The 17,703-nt window shown below is 64.9% G+C and carries 13 protein-coding genes, 1 tRNA gene and 1 pseudogene; 8 read left to right on the top strand and 7 right to left on the bottom strand.

The window, feature by feature from the left end; genetic code table 11:
- Nucleotides 1–81: 81 nt before the first annotated feature.
- Both fahA and VRZ08_RS22725 read left to right on the top strand, forming a co-directional pair.
- Complete coding sequence (gene fahA, locus VRZ08_RS22720; protein ID WP_414533983.1) at nt 82–1,350, top strand: fumarylacetoacetase; 1,269 nt, start codon at nt 82–84, stop codon at nt 1,348–1,350.
- 247 nt (nt 1,351–1,597) lie between these two features.
- The gene (locus VRZ08_RS22725) at nt 1,598–2,557 is read left to right on the top strand and encodes an IS110 family transposase (protein ID WP_142884215.1); all 960 of its coding nucleotides are present in this window, start codon (nt 1,598–1,600) and stop codon (nt 2,555–2,557) included.
- A gap of 57 nt (nt 2,558–2,614) precedes the next feature.
- Here the strand turns inward: VRZ08_RS22725 and VRZ08_RS22730 are convergent, their stop codons facing one another.
- The 5 genes from VRZ08_RS22730 to leuA form a co-directional block, all read right to left on the bottom strand.
- The gene (locus VRZ08_RS22730; RefSeq protein WP_414533984.1) at nt 2,615–3,730 is read right to left on the bottom strand and encodes a CaiB/BaiF CoA transferase family protein; all 1,116 of its coding nucleotides are present in this window, start codon (nt 3,728–3,730) and stop codon (nt 2,615–2,617) included.
- Between the two features lie 185 nt (nt 3,731–3,915).
- Nucleotides 3,916–4,716, bottom strand: coding sequence for an FAD binding domain-containing protein (locus tag VRZ08_RS22735; RefSeq protein WP_114356765.1), 801 nt, complete (start codon nt 4,714–4,716; stop codon nt 3,916–3,918).
- A gap of 173 nt (nt 4,717–4,889) precedes the next feature.
- Entirely contained in the window at nt 4,890–7,244 is a 2,355-nt protein-coding gene (locus VRZ08_RS22740; RefSeq protein ID WP_107357135.1) for a xanthine dehydrogenase family protein molybdopterin-binding subunit, read from the bottom strand.
- 110 nt (nt 7,245–7,354) lie between these two features.
- Nucleotides 7,355–7,840 carry a (2Fe-2S)-binding protein gene (locus VRZ08_RS22745; RefSeq protein ID WP_012497796.1) on the bottom strand — a complete coding sequence of 162 codons (486 nt, stop codon included), beginning with the start codon at nt 7,838–7,840 and terminating at the stop codon, nt 7,355–7,357.
- Between the two features lie 297 nt (nt 7,841–8,137).
- Nucleotides 8,138–9,799 (bottom strand): 2-isopropylmalate synthase, encoded by a 1,662-nt coding sequence (gene leuA, locus VRZ08_RS22750; protein WP_414533985.1) that lies wholly within the window; start codon nt 9,797–9,799, stop codon nt 8,138–8,140.
- Between the two features lie 336 nt (nt 9,800–10,135).
- On the opposite strand from leuA, the gene VRZ08_RS22755 reads away from it, so the two are divergent.
- The 5 genes from VRZ08_RS22755 (at nt 10,136) to otsA (ending at nt 17,158) form a co-directional block, all read left to right on the top strand.
- The gene (locus tag VRZ08_RS22755; protein WP_414533986.1) at nt 10,136–10,903 is read left to right on the top strand and encodes an AraC family transcriptional regulator; all 768 of its coding nucleotides are present in this window, start codon (nt 10,136–10,138) and stop codon (nt 10,901–10,903) included.
- A gap of 97 nt (nt 10,904–11,000) precedes the next feature.
- The gene (locus VRZ08_RS22760; RefSeq protein WP_414533987.1) at nt 11,001–13,043 is read left to right on the top strand and encodes a methyl-accepting chemotaxis protein; all 2,043 of its coding nucleotides are present in this window, start codon (nt 11,001–11,003) and stop codon (nt 13,041–13,043) included.
- 177 nt (nt 13,044–13,220) lie between these two features.
- The gene (locus tag VRZ08_RS22765; protein WP_414533988.1) at nt 13,221–14,711 is read left to right on the top strand and encodes an MFS transporter; all 1,491 of its coding nucleotides are present in this window, start codon (nt 13,221–13,223) and stop codon (nt 14,709–14,711) included.
- Nucleotides 14,711–15,508, top strand: a complete 798-nt coding sequence (otsB, locus tag VRZ08_RS22770) for a trehalose-phosphatase (RefSeq protein ID WP_263989892.1) — start codon at nt 14,711–14,713, stop codon at nt 15,506–15,508. The genes VRZ08_RS22765 and otsB overlap by 1 nt, the downstream gene beginning before the upstream one ends.
- A 156-nt stretch (nt 15,509–15,664) precedes the next feature.
- On the top strand, nt 15,665–17,158 hold the full coding sequence (otsA, locus tag VRZ08_RS22775; protein ID WP_414533989.1) for an alpha,alpha-trehalose-phosphate synthase (UDP-forming): 1,494 nt from the start codon (nt 15,665–15,667) through the stop codon (nt 17,156–17,158).
- A gap of 59 nt (nt 17,159–17,217) precedes the next feature.
- Here the strand turns inward: otsA and VRZ08_RS22780 are convergent, their stop codons facing one another.
- Nucleotides 17,218–17,346 (bottom strand): hypothetical protein, encoded by a 129-nt coding sequence (locus tag VRZ08_RS22780; RefSeq protein WP_414533990.1) that lies wholly within the window; start codon nt 17,344–17,346, stop codon nt 17,218–17,220.
- 12 nt (nt 17,347–17,358) lie between these two features.
- Between VRZ08_RS22780 and VRZ08_RS22785 the strand changes: the two genes are divergently transcribed.
- Nucleotides 17,359–17,448, top strand: a tRNA-Ser gene (locus VRZ08_RS22785).
- A 43-nt stretch (nt 17,449–17,491) separates the two neighbouring features.
- Here VRZ08_RS22785 and VRZ08_RS22790 read toward each other — a convergent pair.
- Nucleotides 17,492–17,703 (bottom strand): annotated as a pseudogene (locus VRZ08_RS22790) (IS481 family transposase); the annotation flags it as partial.

Below are 17,703 nucleotides of genomic sequence, written 5' to 3' on the forward strand. Positions count from 1 at the left end.
CTGGATTGCTTCGCTTCGCTCGCAATGACGAACGCGAGATCTGAACAACGCCCTCTTTCAATAAGGACTTCAGTATCGCTCATGCATCCCAATGATCCCCGCTTGCGCTCCTTCGTCGACGTGAAGGCTGACTCCGACTTCCCGATCCAGAACCTGCCTTACGGGGTGTTCTCGACCGCAGATCATCCATCGCCCCGTGTCGGTGTCGCGATCGGTGATCATGTGCTCGACCTCGCAGCATTGCAGGTTGCGAAGCTGCTCGACCTGCCGGAGGGCGTGTTCGCGCAAGGGTCGATCAACGCGTTCATGGCGCTCGGGCCGAACGTCTGGCGCAGCACGCGGGCGCGGATCAGTGCGCTGCTGCGGCACGACAATGCCGAACTGCGCGACAATGCGGAGTTGCGCGCCAAGGCGCTGCTGCCGATGCACCAGGTGAAGCTGCATTTGCCGCTGCGTGTCGAGGGCTTCACCGACTTCTACTCGTCGAAGGAACACGCCACCAATGTCGGCACCATGTTCCGCGACAAGACCAATCCGCTGCTGCCAAACTGGCTGCACATCCCGATCGGCTACAACGGCCGCGCCTCGACCGTGGTGGTCAGCGGCACGAAGATTCATCGCCCGCGAGGCCAGCTCAAGCCGCCGTCGGCGGACCTGCCGAGCTTCGGACCTTGCAAGCGGCTCGATTTCGAACTCGAGATCGGCGTGGTGGTCGGGCAGTCCTCGGTAATGGGCTCGATGCTCACCGAAGCGCAGGCCGAAGAGATGATCTTCGGCTTCACTTTGCTTAACGACTGGAGCGCGCGCGACATCCAGCAATGGGAGTACGTGCCGCTCGGGCCGTTCCAGGCCAAGGCGTTCGCGACCTCGATCAGCCCGTGGATCGTCACCCGCGAGGCGCTGGAGCCGTTTCGTGTGGCCGGGCCAGTACAGGACCCGGCGCCGCTGCCGTATCTGCAGCAGAAGGGCGCCAACAATTACGACATGGCGCTGGAAGTCTCCCTGCGGACGCCGGCGATGCTGCAGCCGGCGCGGATCAGCGCCACCAATTTCAAATACATGTACTGGTCGTCGGTGCAGCAGCTCGTGCACCATGCTTCCAGCGGCTGCGCGATGAGCGTCGGTGATCTGCTCGGCTCCGGCACGGTGTCGGGCCCGGAGAAAGACCAGCTCGGCAGTCTGCTGGAATTGAGCTGGAACGGTGCAGAGCCGTTGCAGCTGCCGGGTGGCGAGAGCCGCAGCTTCCTCGAAGACGGCGACAGCCTCGTGATGCGCGGCTGGTGCCAGGGCGACGGCTACCGCGTCGGCTTCGGCGAGGTCGAGGGCACGGTGCTGGCGGCGAGCGAGTAGTTCCTTGCGGCGTCATTCCGGGGCGCGCCGCCAGGCGCGAACCCGGAATCTCGAAGTGATCATAATGTCTGGATTCCTGTATCTGCGAGGTGCTGGTGCATAGTCAGCACGACGGAGGCTGCCCGGTGGATTCCCGGCCGATCATCTCGCCGTAACCCGGTGCGGGCGCCTCTGTCGGTGTTGCTTGATCGAACAGTCGCACGGGCATTGCCGTTGCGGTGATCGCCCGCATACAGGACCGATGCCCATGACGATTGCAGTGCCGCTTGCGGTTGCGGCCGGCGTCGATGCCGGTCAACGTTTCCTCGATGTCGCGCTGGCTCCGTCGGGCCAGACCTTCCGGATGCCTAATCTGGCCGAGGGCATCGCCGAGATCATCGCCCGCCTCGAACGCTCCGGCGTCAGGCGGGTGGTTCTGGAGGCGATCGGCCCCTATGCCGAACCGCTGGTCAAAGCGCTTTCGGTCGCCGGCTTCGAAGTCGGTATCGTCAATCCGCGCCGGATCAAGGCGTTCCGCGAGGCCGAAGGCGGGCGCGCCAAGACCGACAGGCTGGACGCGCGGCTGATTGCGCGCTTCGCTCTGACTATGCCCGAGACCCTGCGCCCCCTGCCCACCGACACCCAACTCGAGCTGAAGGCGTTGTCGCTGCGACGCCGCCAGCTCACCGAGATGATCGCGATGGAGAAGACCCGGATGAAGCAGGTCCGCGGCACGCTCCTGCTCGATAGTCATCGGGCCGCGATCGCCGCGTTGTCGGCGCAGTGCCAAGCCATCGAGGCCGAACTCGCCAGGCGCATCGGCGACGACGCCGAACTCCGCCGCGTCCTTCACATCCTCAAATCGATCCCCGGCATCGGCGAACGGGTGGCTACGCTCCTCATCACCGACCTACCCGAACTCGGCCAGCGCGATCGCAAGGCCATCGCCAGCCTCGCAGGGCTCGCGCCCCACGTCAGCCAATCCGGCGCAGCACCGCCTCGCGCCGCCATCGCCGGCGGACGTCCTTGCGTTCGCGCCGCGCTCTACATGGCCGCCCTGGTCGCCGCCCGCCACCACCCCAAGCTCCGCGACGACTACAACGCCCTTCGCCTGCAAGGAAAACCCGGAAAGGTTGCGCTCATCGCAATCGCCCGAAAACTGCTCGTCACAGCCAACGCACTCGTCAAGGCCGACACGCCATATCAAGGTAAGACCCTTGACACATGAGACAGTCGCCGGGTTCGCTCACGTTCGTCAGCGCCCCGGAATGACGAGTCGCGGCAGTTACTTCCCGCCCCAGGCCTTCACCACGTCGCCGATCTGCGCCTGCACCGGCGGGCGGGCGGCCGAGGGGGTGCGTGAGAAGCGCGGGGCGGGGGCCGGCTGGGTGTGACCCTCGTGATTGATGAACACCTCGCGCGCCACCATGTGCGGATGCTTGGTGGCTTCGGACATCGTCAGTACGGGTGCGAAGCAGACGTCGGTGCCTTCCATCAGCTTGCACCATTCGTCGCGGCTCTTGGTCTTGAACACCGCGGCGAGCTTCTGCTTCAGCGCCGGCCATTGCTTGATGTCCATCTGGGCGTCGTAGTCGGCGTCGGTCAGCCCGGCGATCTGGCGCAGCAGCGCGTAGAACTGCGGTTCGATCGAGCCGATCGAGATGAACTGGCCGTCGGCGCATGCGTAGGTGCCGTAGAAGTGCGCGCCGCCATCGAGCATGTTGCTCTCGCGGCCTTCCTTCCAGCGGCCTGCCGCGGTCATGTCGAAGAACATCGTGATCAGCGACGCGGCGCCGTCGCACATCGCAGCATCCACCACCTGGCCCTTGCCGGACTTCGACGCTTCGAGCAGCCCGGCGAGGATGCCGACGACGAGATACAGTGAGCCGCCGCCGAAATCGCCGACCAGGTTGAGCGGCGGCACCGGCCGCTCCTTCGGGCCGATCGCGGCGAGCGCGCCGGTGATCGAGATGTAGTTGATGTCGTGGCCGGCAGCCTGCGCCAGCGGGCCGGTCTGGCCCCAGCCGGTCATCCGCGCATAGACCAGCTTCGGATTGCGCGCCATCACCACGTCGGGGCCGAGGCCGAGGCGCTCCATCACGCCGGGGCGATAGCCTTCGATCAGCGCGTCAGCGCCGTCGAGCAAATTCAGCACCTCGGCGACTGAGGCTTTGTCCTTCAGATCGACGGTGACGACGGTGCGGCCGCGCGCGGCGGCGCCCTGCGGCTTCTGGCCGGCGCGCACCAGCGTGATCACCTCGGCGCCCATGTCGGCGAGCAGCATCGAGCCGAACGGGCCGGGCCCGATGCCGGCGAATTCGACGATGCGGGTGCCGGAGAGCGGGCCGCTGACGTTGGCTTTCGTGGTCGGCTTGGGGGAGGCGGTCACTGTGTCTTGCACCTTGGGTGTCCATTGTTGTTGTCCGCGCGCGGCGCGGAGCGGTTGTTGTCAGGATCAATCATCATGCCCGGTGTGCTCCGGGCAAGTGACTTTTCGTCCCAGCGCCGCATGCCGCCATGCTGCGGCACCGCACAAAAACAAAGCGGCGCGCCACCAGCGCGCCGCTTGCCGTGGAGTGGAATTAGTCAGCCTGCGGCCTGGACCGCGCGCTGTGCCATCACCTTGATCAGGTTGGCCCGGTAGTCGGAGGTGCCGTGGATGTCCTCGATCAGACCATCGTCGGAGACCTTGATGCCGTCGAGCGCCGACGCCGACCAATTCGCCTTCAGCGCGTCTTCGATCACCGGTACCCGCATCACGCCGTCCTGCGAGGCGCCGGTCGCGGCGGCGCGGATCTCGCCGCTCTTCAGCTTGGCGACGAACACGCCGGTCAGCGCGAAGCGCGACGCCGGATTGCGCATCTTGGCGTAGCCGGCCTTCTCCGGCACCGGGAACGAGATCGCGGTGATCATCTCGTTGTCCTCGAGCGCCGTCATGAACAGCCCCTTGAAGAACTGATCGGCCGGGATCTCGCGCTTGTTGGTCTTCACCGTGGCGTTCAGCGCCAGGATCGCGGCCGGATAGTCCGCGGCCGGATCGTTGGTGGCGACCGAACCGCCGATGGTGCCGCGATAGCGCACCGCCGGATCGCCCAGCACCGAGGTGAGATGCGCGATCGCCGGGATCAGCCGCTTCACGTCGGCATTATGCATGATGTCGTAATAGGTGGTCGCCGCCTTGATGGTCAGCGTGTCGCCGCTGGCCTCGATCCCGATCAGCGCCGGGATCTTGGCGATGTCGACGAGATCGCCCGGTGCCGCGAGCCGCTGCTTCATCACCGGCAGCAGCGTGTGGCCGCCGGCAAGGAATTTGGCGTCGCTGCCCTTGGCGATCAGCGCCACGGCTTCGTCGACCGAAGAGGCACGGTGATAGTTGGTGGAATACATGGGTATCTCCTGACAGAGATCAATTGGTTGTTTGATCGCAAACCTCTCCGTCATTGCGAGGAGGCGAAGCCGACGAAGCAATCCAGCTTATTGCGTAGATCTGGATTGCTTCGCGGAGCCTGTGCCCGGACCGCGCGACGCGCGGATCCGGGTGCTCGCAATGACGACCATCGTCACTCCGCCGCCTGTTGCAGTTGCATCGCGTGCCACACCCGGTCGGGCGTCGCCGGCATTTCCAGCCGGTTGTTGCCGATCGCGTCGGTGATGGCGTTGATCACCGCCGCGGATGCGCCGATCGCGCCGGCCTCGCCGCAGCCCTTGACGCCGAGCGGATTGCCCGGACACAGCGTCGTGGTGTGCGAGATCTGGAACGACGGCACGTCGTCGGCGCGCGGCATCGCGTAGTCCATGAACGACGCGGTCACGAGCTGGCCGCTGTCGTCGTAGATCGCGTTCTCCAGGATCGCCTGGCCGATGCCCTGCACCAGGCCGCCATGCACCTGGCCCTCGACGATCATCGGGTTGATCAGCCTGCCGAAGTCGTCGACCGCGACGAAGTTGACGAACGAGGTCTTGCCGGTGCCAGGATCGACCTCGACTTCGCAGATGTAGGAGCCGGCCGGGAAGGTGAAGTTGGTCGGATCGTAGAACGCACTTTCCTTCAGGCCCGGCTCCATGCCGTCCGGCAGGTTGTGCGCGGTGTAGGCGGCGAGCGCGACCATCGGCAGCGCGATCGCCTTGTCGGTGCCGGTGACTTTGAACTCGCCGTTCTCGATGACGATGTCGTTCTCGGAGGCTTCGAGCTGATGTGCCGCGATCTTCTTGGCCTTGGCTTCGACCTTCTCCATCGCCTTGAAGATCGCCGACATGCCGACCGCGGCCGAGCGCGACCCGTAGGTGCCCATGCCGAACTGCACCTTGTCGGTGTCGCCGTGCACGATCGACACCTGGCCGATCGGGATGCCGAGACGGTCCGCGACGAGCTGCGCGAAGGTGGTCTCGTGGCCCTGGCCGTGGCTGTGCGAGCCGGTCAGGATCTCGATGGTGCCGACCGGGTTGACGCGGACTTCGGCCGACTCCCACAGGCCGACGCCGGCGCCGAGCGAGCCGACCGCCTTCGACGGCGCGATGCCGCAGGCCTCGATGTAGCAGGACAGGCCGATGCCGCGCAGCTTGCCTTCGCTCTTGGCCTTGGCCTTGCGGCCTGCGAAGCCGGCGTAGTCGATCGCCTTCAGCGCCGCATCGAGCGACGCGTTGAAGTCGCCGGTGTCGTACGCCATGATCACCGGGGTCTGATGCGGGAACTGGGTGATGAAGTTCTTGCGCCGCAGTTCGGCCGGATCGACCTTGAGCTGCCGCGCCGCGGTCTCGACCAGACGTTCCAGCAGGTAGCACGCTTCGGGCCGCCCGGCGCCGCGATAGGCGTCGACCGGCGTGGTGTTGGTGTAGACGCCCACCACTTCGGTGTAGATCGCCGGGATGTTGTACTGGCCGCTCAGCAGCGTCGCGTACAGATACGTCGGCACCGACGATGAGAACAGCGACATGTAGGCGCCGAAATTGGCGTAGGTCTTCACCCGCAGGCCGAGCATCTTGTTGTCGGCATCGAACGCCATCTCGGCTTTCGACAGATGATCGCGGCCGTGCGCGTCGGTGACGAAGGCTTCGTTGCGGTCACCGGTCCACTTCACCGGGCGGCCGGTCTTCTTCGAGGCCCACAGCGCCACCATCTCTTCCGGATAGATGAAGATCTTGGAGCCGAAGCCGCCGCCGACATCGGGCGCCACCACCCGCAGCTTGTGCTCGGGAGCGATGTTGTAGAACGCCGACAGCACCAGGCGCGCGACATGCGGGTTCTGCGAGGTGGTGTAGAGCGTGAAGTGCTCTTCGGCCGGATTGTACTCGGCGACCGCCGCGCGCGGCTCCATCGCGTTCGGCACCAGCCGGTTGTTGGTGAGCTCGATCGAGACGACGTTGGCGGCCTTGCTGAACGCTTCGTCGGTCGCCTTCTGGTCGCCGATCTCCCAGTCGTACACGATGTTGCCCGGGGCTTCGGGGTGAAGCTGCGCTGCACCATCGGCAATCGCCGCCTTGATGTTGGCGACCGCGGGCAGTTCTTCGTAATGCACCACCACGGCCTCGGCGGCGTCGCGGGCGAGGTTCTTGCTTTCGGCGATCACCACCGCGACTGCCTGGCCGACGAAGCGCACCGTCTCCGGCGCCATCGCCGGCCACGCGCCCATCTTCATCGCCGAGCCATCCTTGGAGTGGATCGCCCAGCCGCAGATCAGGTTGCCGACCTTGTCGTCGACGATCTGCTGGCCGGTGAGCACGTCGATCACGCCCGGCATCGCCTTAGCGGCGTCGAGCTCGATGCCGGTGATCTTGGCGTGGGCGTGCGGGCTTCGCACGAAATGCGCGTAGGTCATGCCCTGCAGCTTGATGTCGTCGACATAGCGGCCGCGGCCGGTGATGAAGCGGCGGTCTTCTTTGCGCGCGACGCGCGCGCCGATACCCTCGATGCCCATGTGCAATTCTCTCCCTTCGACTGCTTTGGCCGCGCGGATTCGGAACGTCGCGGGTCGCAGCCATCATTCGAACGTGTGGTCGGCGACGAAACGGCAGGCGGGCAGGCGGCCTATTCGGCGGCCTGCGCCACATTCATGCGGGAGGCGGCGTCGAGCACCGACTTGACGATGTTATGATAGCCGGTGCACCGGCAGATGTTGCCTTCGAGCTCGTGGCGCACGGTCTCTTCGTCGAGATTGCCGCCGTAGCGGTGGACGATGTCGATCGCCGACATGATCATGCCGGGCGTGCAGTAACCGCACTGCAAACCGTGATTGTCGCGGAACGCCGCCTGCATCGGATGCAGTTCGTCGCCTTTGGAGATGCCTTCGATGGTGGTGATGTTGGCGCCGTCGACCTGGCCGACCAGCGTCGTGCACGACTTCACTGCACGGCCGTCGATATGCACCACGCAGCAGCCGCACTGGCTGGTATCGCAGCCGACATGGGTGCCGGTCAGGCCGAGGTGATCGCGCAGCAGATGCACGAGGAGCGTTCGATCCTCGACATCCGCCGTCACGAGCTTGCCGTTGACGGTCATTGAGACTTTGGACACGCGTCAGTCCTCCCGATGAATTTTTAATTGTTCCAATTAGAAGCGCGGCAGCCGGACTTTGCAACTGGGATTTTCGCTGCTCGGAGTGGCGCGAGCGTCAACCATCGGTGACGGTTTGGTGACCGCAGCAAACTAAGCGGTCGGTCGCCATGCCGGATGGACCCGGTGGCGGCAGCTTGCTGTTAGCTGGAACAGGAACTTCGAGTCTGGACGGCTTACGTTGCGGTGCAGCGAAAGGAACTGTGCGATGCACCGGCTGAGATTTCAGCCGGTGCATGTGAGCTTAGGCGCAGTTAATCAGGCGTTGTTAGCCGCGTGCAAAAGCGCACGCACCGAAGCTGTGGCGACGTCCGGATCGATCCCTGTGCCGAACACCGTGCGGCCATCGGAGGTGCGGCATTCGACATAGGCAGCGGCCTGGGCTGAGGCACCGGAGCCGATCGCGTGCTCCTGGTAGTCCGCGACGTCGAGCACCGGCCCGCCGGCGTCTTGCAGCGCCGCCACCACGCCGGAGATCAGGCCGTTGCCGCGGCCCGACAGCGAACGGACCTCGCCATCGATCGCGATATGGCCGACGAAGGTCCGTCGTCCTACCGGTCCAGTCTCTTCGTAGTCCACCAGCACGAACCGGTCGGTCGGGCGCTGCAAATAGCAGCCGGCAAAGCACTGCCAGATGTCCGAGGTATTCAGCTCGCGGCCGAGATCGTCCGCCAGTTTCTGGACGTGCGTGCTGAAATCCGCCTGCATCCGCTTCGGCAGCTTCAATCCCTTGTCCTGCTCCAGCACCCAGGCGACGCCGCCCTTGCCGGATTGCGAATTGACCCGGATGACGGCCTCGTAGGTCTCGCCGATGTCGGCCGGATCGATCGGCAGATACGGCATCTCCCACAGACCGTCATTGCGCTGCGCATGCGCCGCGAAGCCCTTGCGGATGGCGTCCTGATGCGAGCCGGAAAAGGCCGTATGCACCAGCTCGCCGGCGTAGGGATGCCGCGGATGGACCGGCAGTTCGGTGCAGTGCTCGACTGTATTCACCACCTCGCGCATCGCCGGGAACGACAACCCGGGATCGATCCCCTGGGTGTAGAGGTTCAGCGCCAAGGTCACGAGATCGACGTTGCCGGTGCGCTCCCCATTCCCGAAAAGGCAGCCCTCGACCCGATCCGCCCCGGCGAGCAGGCCCAGCTCGGCGGCCGCAACCCCGGTGCCCCGGTCGTTATGCGGATGCAGGCTGATGACCACGGAATCCCGCCGCGAGATATGGCGGCAGAACCACTCGATCTGGTCGGCATAGACGTTCGGCATCGCGACTTCGACGGTCGCCGGCAGGTTCAGGATCGCCGGGCGCTCCGGGGTCGGCTGCCAGACGTCGAGCACGCGCTCGCAGATCTCCAACGCAAAGTCCGGCTCGGTGAAGCAGAAGGTTTCGGGCGAATACTCGAAGGTCCAGTCGGTGCCGGTGCGTTTCAGGCTCTCATCGAGCATCGCCGTGACGCCAGTGATCGCCAGATCGACGACGTCGCGCCGCTCCATGCCGAACACCACGCGCCGGAACAGCGGCGCTGTGGCATTGTACAGGTGCACGATCGCGCGCTGCGCCCCCTCCAGCGACTCGAAGGTCCGGGCGATCAGGTCGGTGCGCGATTGGGTGAGAACCTGGATCGTGACGTCGTCGGGAATCCGGTCGTCGCTGATCAGGCTGCGGACGAAATCGAATTCGGTCTGCGAGGCCGACGGAAACGCCACCTCGATCTCCTTGAAGCCGATCGCGATCAGCATGTCGTAGAAGCGCTGCTTGCGCTCGACCCCCATGGGATTGGCCAGCGACTGATTGCCGTCGCGCAGGTCGGTGGACAGCCAGCGCGGCGCCGACGTCAAACGACGGGACGGCCATTGCCGGTCCGGCAGGCCGACCGGCGTGACAAAGGGGCGGTATTTGGTTTCGGGATTCTTCAACATGATCGATATCCGTTGCGCGCGGAGGAAAGGTCAAAGCGGGCACGGCTGGATACGGCCGCCAGGCTGCCGTCAGTCCCGGCGACCGCCAGTAAGTCGAAGCGCAACGGACAGAAGCTGGTCGTGGTGAGCCGGGAGGGCGCGGGTGCTCGGACCGCACGTCTCGACAGCCGCCGACACCGCGTAAGGCGGTCGGGCAAGGCTGGGGACGATAGGAGCGATCGAGAACACGGGGGTATCCACGGACCTCTGTGGGACTGTCCCCTTACTTAAATCAAGACACTTGTGATAATCTCGCGCGGAAAGATCAATGATCGTCGCGAAAGGATCAGGTGGACGATGCGCGCGCAGGCGGTCACCGATCATGTTGCCGTCGTCAGCCAGGATGCGCCGCGCTTCTCCAGCCGCCGTCATTCCCATCCGCAGGCGCAGCTGATCTACGCCATCACCGGCGTCGTCTCGGTCACCACCGCCGATGGCACCTGGGTTGTGCCGCCGAGCCGCGCCGTGTGGGTGCCGGCCGGTGTCGAACACGACACCAGAAGTCATTCGGCCGTCCAGTTCCGCTCGCTGCTGATCGACCCGGCGGAGGTTGCGGGACTGCCGGTCGTCTGCACCGCAATCGAAGTGACGCCCTTGCTGCGCGAATTGATCCTGCGGCTTGTCGCCGTTGCGGAGGCGCCCGGGCGCGTGGAACTCAGGGACGTTGTCACTCAGCTCCTGCTGATGGAACTCGCAAGTCTGCCGGTCGAGCCGCTCAGTCTTCCGCGGCCTCAGCATGTACAGCTCGCTCGGTTTTGTGAGCAGATCCGCGACGAGCCTGCTGCTGCTGTGTCACTCGAACAAGCCGCCGGTGCGCTGCATATGAGCCGGGCAAGCTTCATGCGGTTGTTTCAGCGCGAGACGGGGATGAGCTTTCTGCGCTGGCGGCAGCAGGCGCGCTTGTTGCACGCCTTGTCGTTGCTCGCCGAAGGACAATCGATCCTGAACGTGGCGCTGGCCTGCGGCTATGATAGTCCGAGCGCTTTCTCGGCGATGTTCCGGCGAGTCCTCGGGAAATCACCAAGTGAGTACTTCGACCCCGTTGAACTAAAGTCGATGTCTTGAGCCTCGGGCCTCGATTTACGCAGCCTTAGACAATGCCGCGTAGTTTCGGAGTACCCGGTACGGTTCCGGGGTAGGGCGCTTTCGACGAGGTAATCAAGTGAGTGGTACGACAGCCGCCGGAGCGCGGGATCAATCCTTTGCGCTGCCGGCTTTGCGCTTTCGTGGCAAGGTGACGCTGGGCTTCGCGGTGGTGCTCGGTATTACCGCCATCAGCATGGGGCTGGCCTACCTCGGGTTCGAACGAGTTTCGGACGGTGTCGTCGCCTACCGCGACGGCGTTCGGCAGTCGGATCTTGCCCGCAACATCGATCGCGAGATGGTCGGCTATGAGGCGCGTGCGCGCTACTACGTGCTGACCGGCAAGGAAGACGATGCCAAAGCGGCGCTGGCCGCCGAAGCCCGTCTCAAAGACGCCATCGCCGCGTCGCTGCAGGGCGCGACCAAACCGGCGCAGCGCGAGGCGCTGACCCGTCTCTCCACTGAGTTCTCCACCTTCACCAAACTGTTCGCCGACATCGTCGCGCTGAAGACCGATAGCGCCCTGGTAATTCAGAACGGGGTGACCCGCGGCGGCCTGAACCTGCGCTATAAATTCGACGATCTGGTGAGCGCGGCCAGCGACCGTGAAGATTCCAGCGCCGAACTCGGCGCCAAGCGCGCCGCCGAGCAATATGCCGGCGCAATGACGCTGGCGAATACGTTCACGATCAATTCCAGCATTCCGGTCGCCGACAACGCGCTGGCGCGGCTGAAATTCGTCGAAAACTCGCTGAACATCGTCAAGGCCGACGGCGAGATCGCCGCAGCCGTGAATGAGATCTTTACCATGCTGGGCGAGTACCGCCAGGCGTTGGTCAAGCTCTCCGACAACGCCAAGGCGATCGACGCCAAGGGCGCCACCATGGTCGGCTCCGCCGCGGAGATCATCCGCGCTGCCGAAGCGATCAAGGCCGACCTGCTCGCCGATCAGCAGCGGCTCGAGCGGGAGTCCGACGCAACCGTCACCACTACCGAACGGATGGTGGCGATGCTCGGTATCGGCGGCTTCCTGCTTGGTGCGGTGCTGGCGGTGCTGCTCGGCCGCGGCATATCGCGTCCGATGCAGGCGATGTGCGCGGCGATGCGCCGGCTCGCCGGCGGCGACTTCAACGTGGTGCTGCCGGGGCTCGGCCGCCGCGACGAAATCGGCGAGATGGCGGCCGCAGTGGAGGAATTCAAAGTTCAGGCGGGCCGCAAGGCCGAGCAGGACGCGATTGCCCGCGAGCGCGAGGCGGAGGCGGGCCGCGAAGCCCGCCGTGCCGAACTGATCGGCTTTGCCAGTGAATTCGAAAGCGCTGTCGGAGCGATCGTGGCGCATGTTTCCGATGCTGCAGCCCAGCTCGAAAGCGCCGCGGCGACGCTGACCCGCACCGCCGAAACCACCCAGTCACTCTCCGGCCAGGTCGCCGGCGATTCCCAGCAGGCGTCGTCCGGCATGCAGGCGGTGGCTTCGGCGACCGAAGAGCTGTCGGCCTCAGTCGGCGAGATCGGTCGCCGGGTCGGACAGTCGAGCGCGATCGCCGAAGCGGCGGTGGCGCAGGCGCACGAGACCGACGACCGCATCGGCAAGCTGACGCAGGCGGCGCAGCAGATCGGCGAGGTGATGCAGCTGATCACCACGATCGCCGAGCAGACCAATCTGTTGGCCCTCAATGCGACCATCGAAGCCGCGCGGGCCGGCGAAGCCGGGCGTGGTTTCGCGGTCGTGGCGGCCGAAGTGAAGTCGCTCGCCACCCAAACCGCGAAGGCGACCGACGAGATTTCCTCGCAGGTCGCCGAGATGCAGGAAGCGACCCGCGATTCGGTGACGTCGATCCAGAAGATCGGCAGCACGATCGCCGAGATCTCGACGATCTCCGCGTCGATCGCCAGCGCCGTCACTCAGCAGGACGCCGCGACGCGGGAGATCGCCAGCAGCGTTCAGGGCGTGGCCCAGGGAACCCAGCGCGTCGCCGGCAATATCGCCGAGGTCAATCGCGGCGCCGCCGAAACCGGGGCGGCCTCCGCCCAGGTGCTGCAATCCGCGCGCAGCCTGTCGTCCGAAAGTGCTCGGCTGCGCACCGAACTCGACCGATTCATGGCGAACATCCGCGCTGCCTGATCGCTTCCATTCCGCGCAGCCTCCTGAACTTGCGGCAGGCCGCCGCAGGTTCGGCGCGTGCATTGGAACCGATCCGGCGCTCTCCCGTTGACCCGGAGCAAATCGGTCCATCGCTTGCCGGTGGATCGCCACGTTCGGCGCTGGCGGCGTGGCACACCGCAGCCGGAGTGGGAGTGTATGGCCGACAGCGTCAGTGCCGCGATCAACGAGCCGCCGCAGGCTCCGGTCCTGGCGACCGCCGACGGCCGGGTGATCGACACCGATATCCCGGCCCGGCTCGATGGTCTGCTCTGGAGCGGCTTTCATACCCGGGTGGTCGGCGCGCTTGGAATCACCTGGATCCTCGACGGTCTCGAAGTCACGCTCGCCGGAGCACTGGCGGGCGCGCTCAAGGACAGCCCGAGCCTGCGCTTCTCCAATCTCGATATCGGGCTGGCCAACAGCGCTTATCTGGCCGGTGCGGTGATCGGCGCGATCGGGTTCGGCTGGCTGACCGACCGGATCGGACGCAAGAAGCTGTTCTTCATCACGCTGGCTTTGTACCTCGCCGCAACCGCGGCGACGGCGACATCGTGGGACGTGATGAGCTACGCGCTGTTCCGGTTTCTCACCGGTGCCGGCATCGGCGGCGAATACACCGCGATCAATTCCACCATCCAGGAGCTGGTGCCGGCGCGCTATCGCGGCTGGACCGATCTGGTGATCAACGGCAGCTTCTGGATCGGCGCTGCAATCGGCGCGGTCTGTGCCATCGTGCTGCTCGACCCTGTGGTGATCGATCCCGATTATGGCTGGCGGCTGGCTTATCTCACTGGCGCGATCATCGGCCTCGTGGTGTTCGCGATGCGCTGGTGGATTCCGGAGAGTCCGCGCTGGCTGATGATCCACGGTCAGCCCGAACGCGCCGAAGCGATCGTTGCCGATATCGAACGGCATGCACGCCACGCACCCGATCGGCCGCGCGTGCTGCCGACTATCAGGCTACGGATGCGCACGCACACGCCGATCCTCGAAGTCGCGCGGACGCTGTTTTCGACCTATCGGCAGCGTTCGCTGGTTGGGCTGGTGCTGATGGCCGCGCAGGCGTTTTTCTACAACGCGATCTTCTTCACCTACGCGCTGATCCTGACCGACTTCTTCGGCATCTCGGCCAATCACGTCGGCTGGTACATCCTGCCATTCGCGGCAGGTAACTTCCTCGGGCCGCTGTTGCTCGGCCGGCTGTTCGATACGCTCGGCCGCCGCACCATGATCGGCTTCACTTACGGCGTGTCGGCGATTCTGCTCGCCGTGTCAGGCTATCTGTTTTCGATCGGCGCACTCAGCGCGCAGAGCCAGACGATTGCCTGGATGGTGATCTTCTTCTTCGCCTCGCCGGCGGCGAGTGCCGCCTATCTCACCGTCAGCGAGACGTTTCCGCTCGAAGTCCGTGCGCTGGCGATCGCAATTTTCTACGCGATCGGCACCGGCATCGGCGGCGTCGCGGGGCCGGCGCTATTTGGTGCGCTGATCGACACAGGTTCGCGCGCCAGCGTATTCGCCGGCTATTTGTTCGGTTCTGTGCTGATGATGGGCGCAGCCGTCATCGGCTGGCGCTATGCTATCGCGGCTGAGCGCCGCTCCCTCGAACAGGTTGCGCGGCCGCTGGCCGCTACAGAGGATACTTGATGACGACGAAGATCGAACAACCGTCCAAGCCGGCCACCTCGGATCAGGTTCCGGTTCCGGGCGCCTTGGTCCCGCATCTCGATAAGTGTGCGTTGTTGCTCGATATCGACGGTACGCTACTGGACCTGGCGCCGACACCGCGCGAAGTCTGGGTGCCGCCGGAACTGGAGCAGACGCTGAAAAATCTGCTCGCCAGAACGTCGGGGGCGTTGGCTTTGGTCAGTGGCCGCTCGATCAACGACATCGACTTGATTTTCGCGCCGATGCGACTGCCGGCGGTCGGCGGTCATGGTGCGGAAATGCGACTGTCGGGCAATGGCGACGCGGTGGCGACGCAAGCACCGCCGCTCGATCCGGAACTCAAGAGCCGGCTCGCTGCGATTGCGCGGATCAGTCCTGGTATCTTGTTGGAGGACAAGGGCTACTCATTGGCGCTGCATTATCGTCTCGCACCGCACACTGAGAAAGCGATCTACGAATCAGTTGCGGCGATTCGCGCTGAGAATCCCGATGCGCCGCTCGAAGTGCTGCCTGGCAAGGCTGTGTGCGAGATCAAACATTCAGGCTTCACCAAGGCAACCGGCGTGCTGGAACTGATGAAATACGCGCCATTCAAAGGCCGCCGGCCGATTTTCATTGGTGATGACGTCACCGACGAGACGGTATTCGCAATCATGCCGGAACTCGACGGCCTCGCATTTTCAGTCGGACGTCACAGCGAACTCACCGCGGGTCACTTCGACGAGCCGCGAGATGTGCGCAATTGGCTCGCACGTCTGCTCGAACCGAGCAGTTAGTTCGCGCGTTGAGTACGGTTCCGGACCAAAAAACATCGTAAAACGCTTAGTTCTCAGAAAAGTTCCAGACTTGCCATGGAACGATCACGATGAATGGATGTTAATCTCCGCAGCGTCGCATAGACGCACCAGACAGTTGGGGAGTCGGAGGGAAACGTGAACCTGGTCGTGGTTTCGAACCGAGTTGCCCGAGCGTCGGGAAACGAGCCGATGACGGGAGGGTTGGCAGCAGCGCTGCTGCCGGTGGTGGAAAAATCCGGAGCGATCTGGGTCGGCTCCAGCGGTCGGGTTCGTGATGGTGTTCATCGCGAACCTTTCGCCGAGATCGAGCCGCTCGGCACTGGCGCTCTGGCGATGCTCGATCTGCCCGCCGCGCATTACGGCGGTTACTACGAAGGCTTTGCCAATTCGGCGTTGTGGCCGGCGCTGCACTCCCGCCCGGATCTGATCCGGGTTTCCCATGATGATTATCGATCCTACCGCGAAGTGAACGCCTTCATGGCGCGGGCGCTGCTGCGCTTTCGCAAGCCGGACGCGGCGTTCTGGATCCAGGATTACCACTTCCTCGCGCTCGGCGCGGAACTGCGCCAGCTCGGCGTCCAGCATCCGATCGGGTTCTTTCTGCATACGCCGTGGCCGTCGCGGGCGACCATCGGCTGCGTGCCGCATCACCGCGAACTGATCGAGGCGATGCTGGCGTACGATCTGATCGGGTTCCAAACCGAAGAAGATCGCGGCAATTTCCTCGGCTATGTCGCCTCCGAGCTCGGCCTGAAGGTAACAGGCGGCGTTGTGACAACCGCACACGGCACCACGCGCTGCGACGTGTTCGCGATCAGCATCGACGCCGACGCATTCGCCACCCAGGCGCAGAAGGCGATGACTCACCCAGAAGTCTCCCGCCTCCGCAAGAGCCTGCACGGCGAGAAGCTGGTGATTGGTGTCGATCGTCTCGACTACTCGAAGGGGCTGATCAACCGCGTCAAAGCGTTCGACAAGATGCTGAGCGACCGGCCTGCGTTACAGCGGGCGGTGTCGCTGCTGCAGATCGCGACTCCGTCCCGCGGCACGATCGAGGCCTATGGCAATCTGCAGGGCGATCTCGCCAAGCTGGTCAGCGACGTCAACGGCCGGCTCGGCGAGGTCGACTGGACCCCGATCCGCTATCTCAACAAAGGGTATCGCCAGAGCGTGCTGGCTGGCCTCTATCGCTCGGCTCATGTCGGACTGGTCACGCCGCTGCAGGACGGCATGAACCTGGTGGCCAAGGAATACGTCGCCGCGCAGAACCCGATCGATCCCGGCGTGCTGGTGCTGTCGAAATTCGCCGGCGCCGCCAACGAACTCGATACGGCCCTGCAGGTGAACCCGCACGACATCGACGGAATGTCGCGCGTGATCGCCACCGCGCTGGCGATGCCGCTGACCGAGCGGCGGCTGCGCTGGGAGGCGATGATGGCCAAGCTGCGCGACAACAGCATCCGCCGCTGGTTCTCGGATTTCGTCACCTCGCTGGAAGGCGCGCACGCCGCCAACCGCAGCGCCGGACCGATTCCGCTGGCGCCCCCGGCGCAGCCGTCCTCGATCATGATGGCAGGCGGCTGGTCGCGTCGCACGCCCCGGGCCGTCGGCGGCGCTGTGCTCCAATAGGGGAGCGCGTGGGGCGTCCGCCCGAGGGGCGAGGCGGATCCGGCCGTCACCGCCGCCGGTCAACCGAACCGGCGGGCCTCGCTCGGGCGGTCGTCGGCCATCTGGTCAGGGCCATTTCCGGCAATATTTGACGTGAAATCCGCCGCCGGTTGGCGCAACCGCTTGCCAAATCCGCGCGGCGCGGTCATGAGAGGGCACCCGGAGAGGTGGCCGAGTGGTTGAAGGCGCACGCCTGGAACGCGTGTATACGGGAAACTGTATCGAGGGTTCGAATCCCTCTCTCTCCGCCATTTCGGCCCTGTCCGGACCTGAGACATCGGTGACAGAACGTTCCTAAGACATGGGTGACAACCTCGTGCCGAACGGGTTGTCGATGGTCTGCAAGGTTTTCTGTTCCAGGTCGATGTATCCCAGATCATATTGCATGAAGCTGACCAGCCAAATGCCGTCGTCGACTTCCTTGATGCCGAGCCGCTGACCGGCCATCACGGTTGAGATGTTGATCTTCTTGCGATGCATGCAGATCCGGCCGCAGGCGGTGACGA

The sequence above is a fragment of the Rhodopseudomonas sp. G2_2311 genome (genome assembly GCF_047501505.1).
Taxonomy (GTDB): Bacteria; Pseudomonadota; Alphaproteobacteria; order Rhizobiales; family Xanthobacteraceae; genus Rhodopseudomonas; species Rhodopseudomonas palustris_H.

Bases quoted from the DNA above. Each gene is read 5' to 3' on its own strand.
- fahA (WP_414533983.1), top strand. From the start codon at position 82: ATGCATCCCAATGATCCCCGCTTGCGCTCCTTCGTCGACGTGAAGGCT.
- VRZ08_RS22725 (WP_142884215.1), top strand. From the start codon at position 1,598: ATGACGATTGCAGTGCCGCTTGCGGTTGCGGCCGGCGTCGATGCCGGT.
- VRZ08_RS22735 (WP_114356765.1), bottom strand. From the start codon at position 4,716: ATGTATTCCACCAACTATCACCGTGCCTCTTCGGTCGACGAAGCCGTG.
- VRZ08_RS22740 (WP_107357135.1), bottom strand. From the start codon at position 7,244: ATGGGCATCGAGGGTATCGGCGCGCGCGTCGCGCGCAAAGAAGACCGC.
- leuA (WP_414533985.1), bottom strand. From the start codon at position 9,799: ATGTTGAAGAATCCCGAAACCAAATACCGCCCCTTTGTCACGCCGGTC.
- VRZ08_RS22755 (WP_414533986.1), top strand. From the start codon at position 10,136: ATGCGCGCGCAGGCGGTCACCGATCATGTTGCCGTCGTCAGCCAGGAT.
- VRZ08_RS22765 (WP_414533988.1), top strand. From the start codon at position 13,221: ATGGCCGACAGCGTCAGTGCCGCGATCAACGAGCCGCCGCAGGCTCCG.
- otsB (WP_263989892.1), top strand. From the start codon at position 14,711: ATGACGACGAAGATCGAACAACCGTCCAAGCCGGCCACCTCGGATCAG.
- VRZ08_RS22780 (WP_414533990.1), bottom strand. From the start codon at position 17,346: ATGACCGCGCCGCGCGGATTTGGCAAGCGGTTGCGCCAACCGGCGGCG.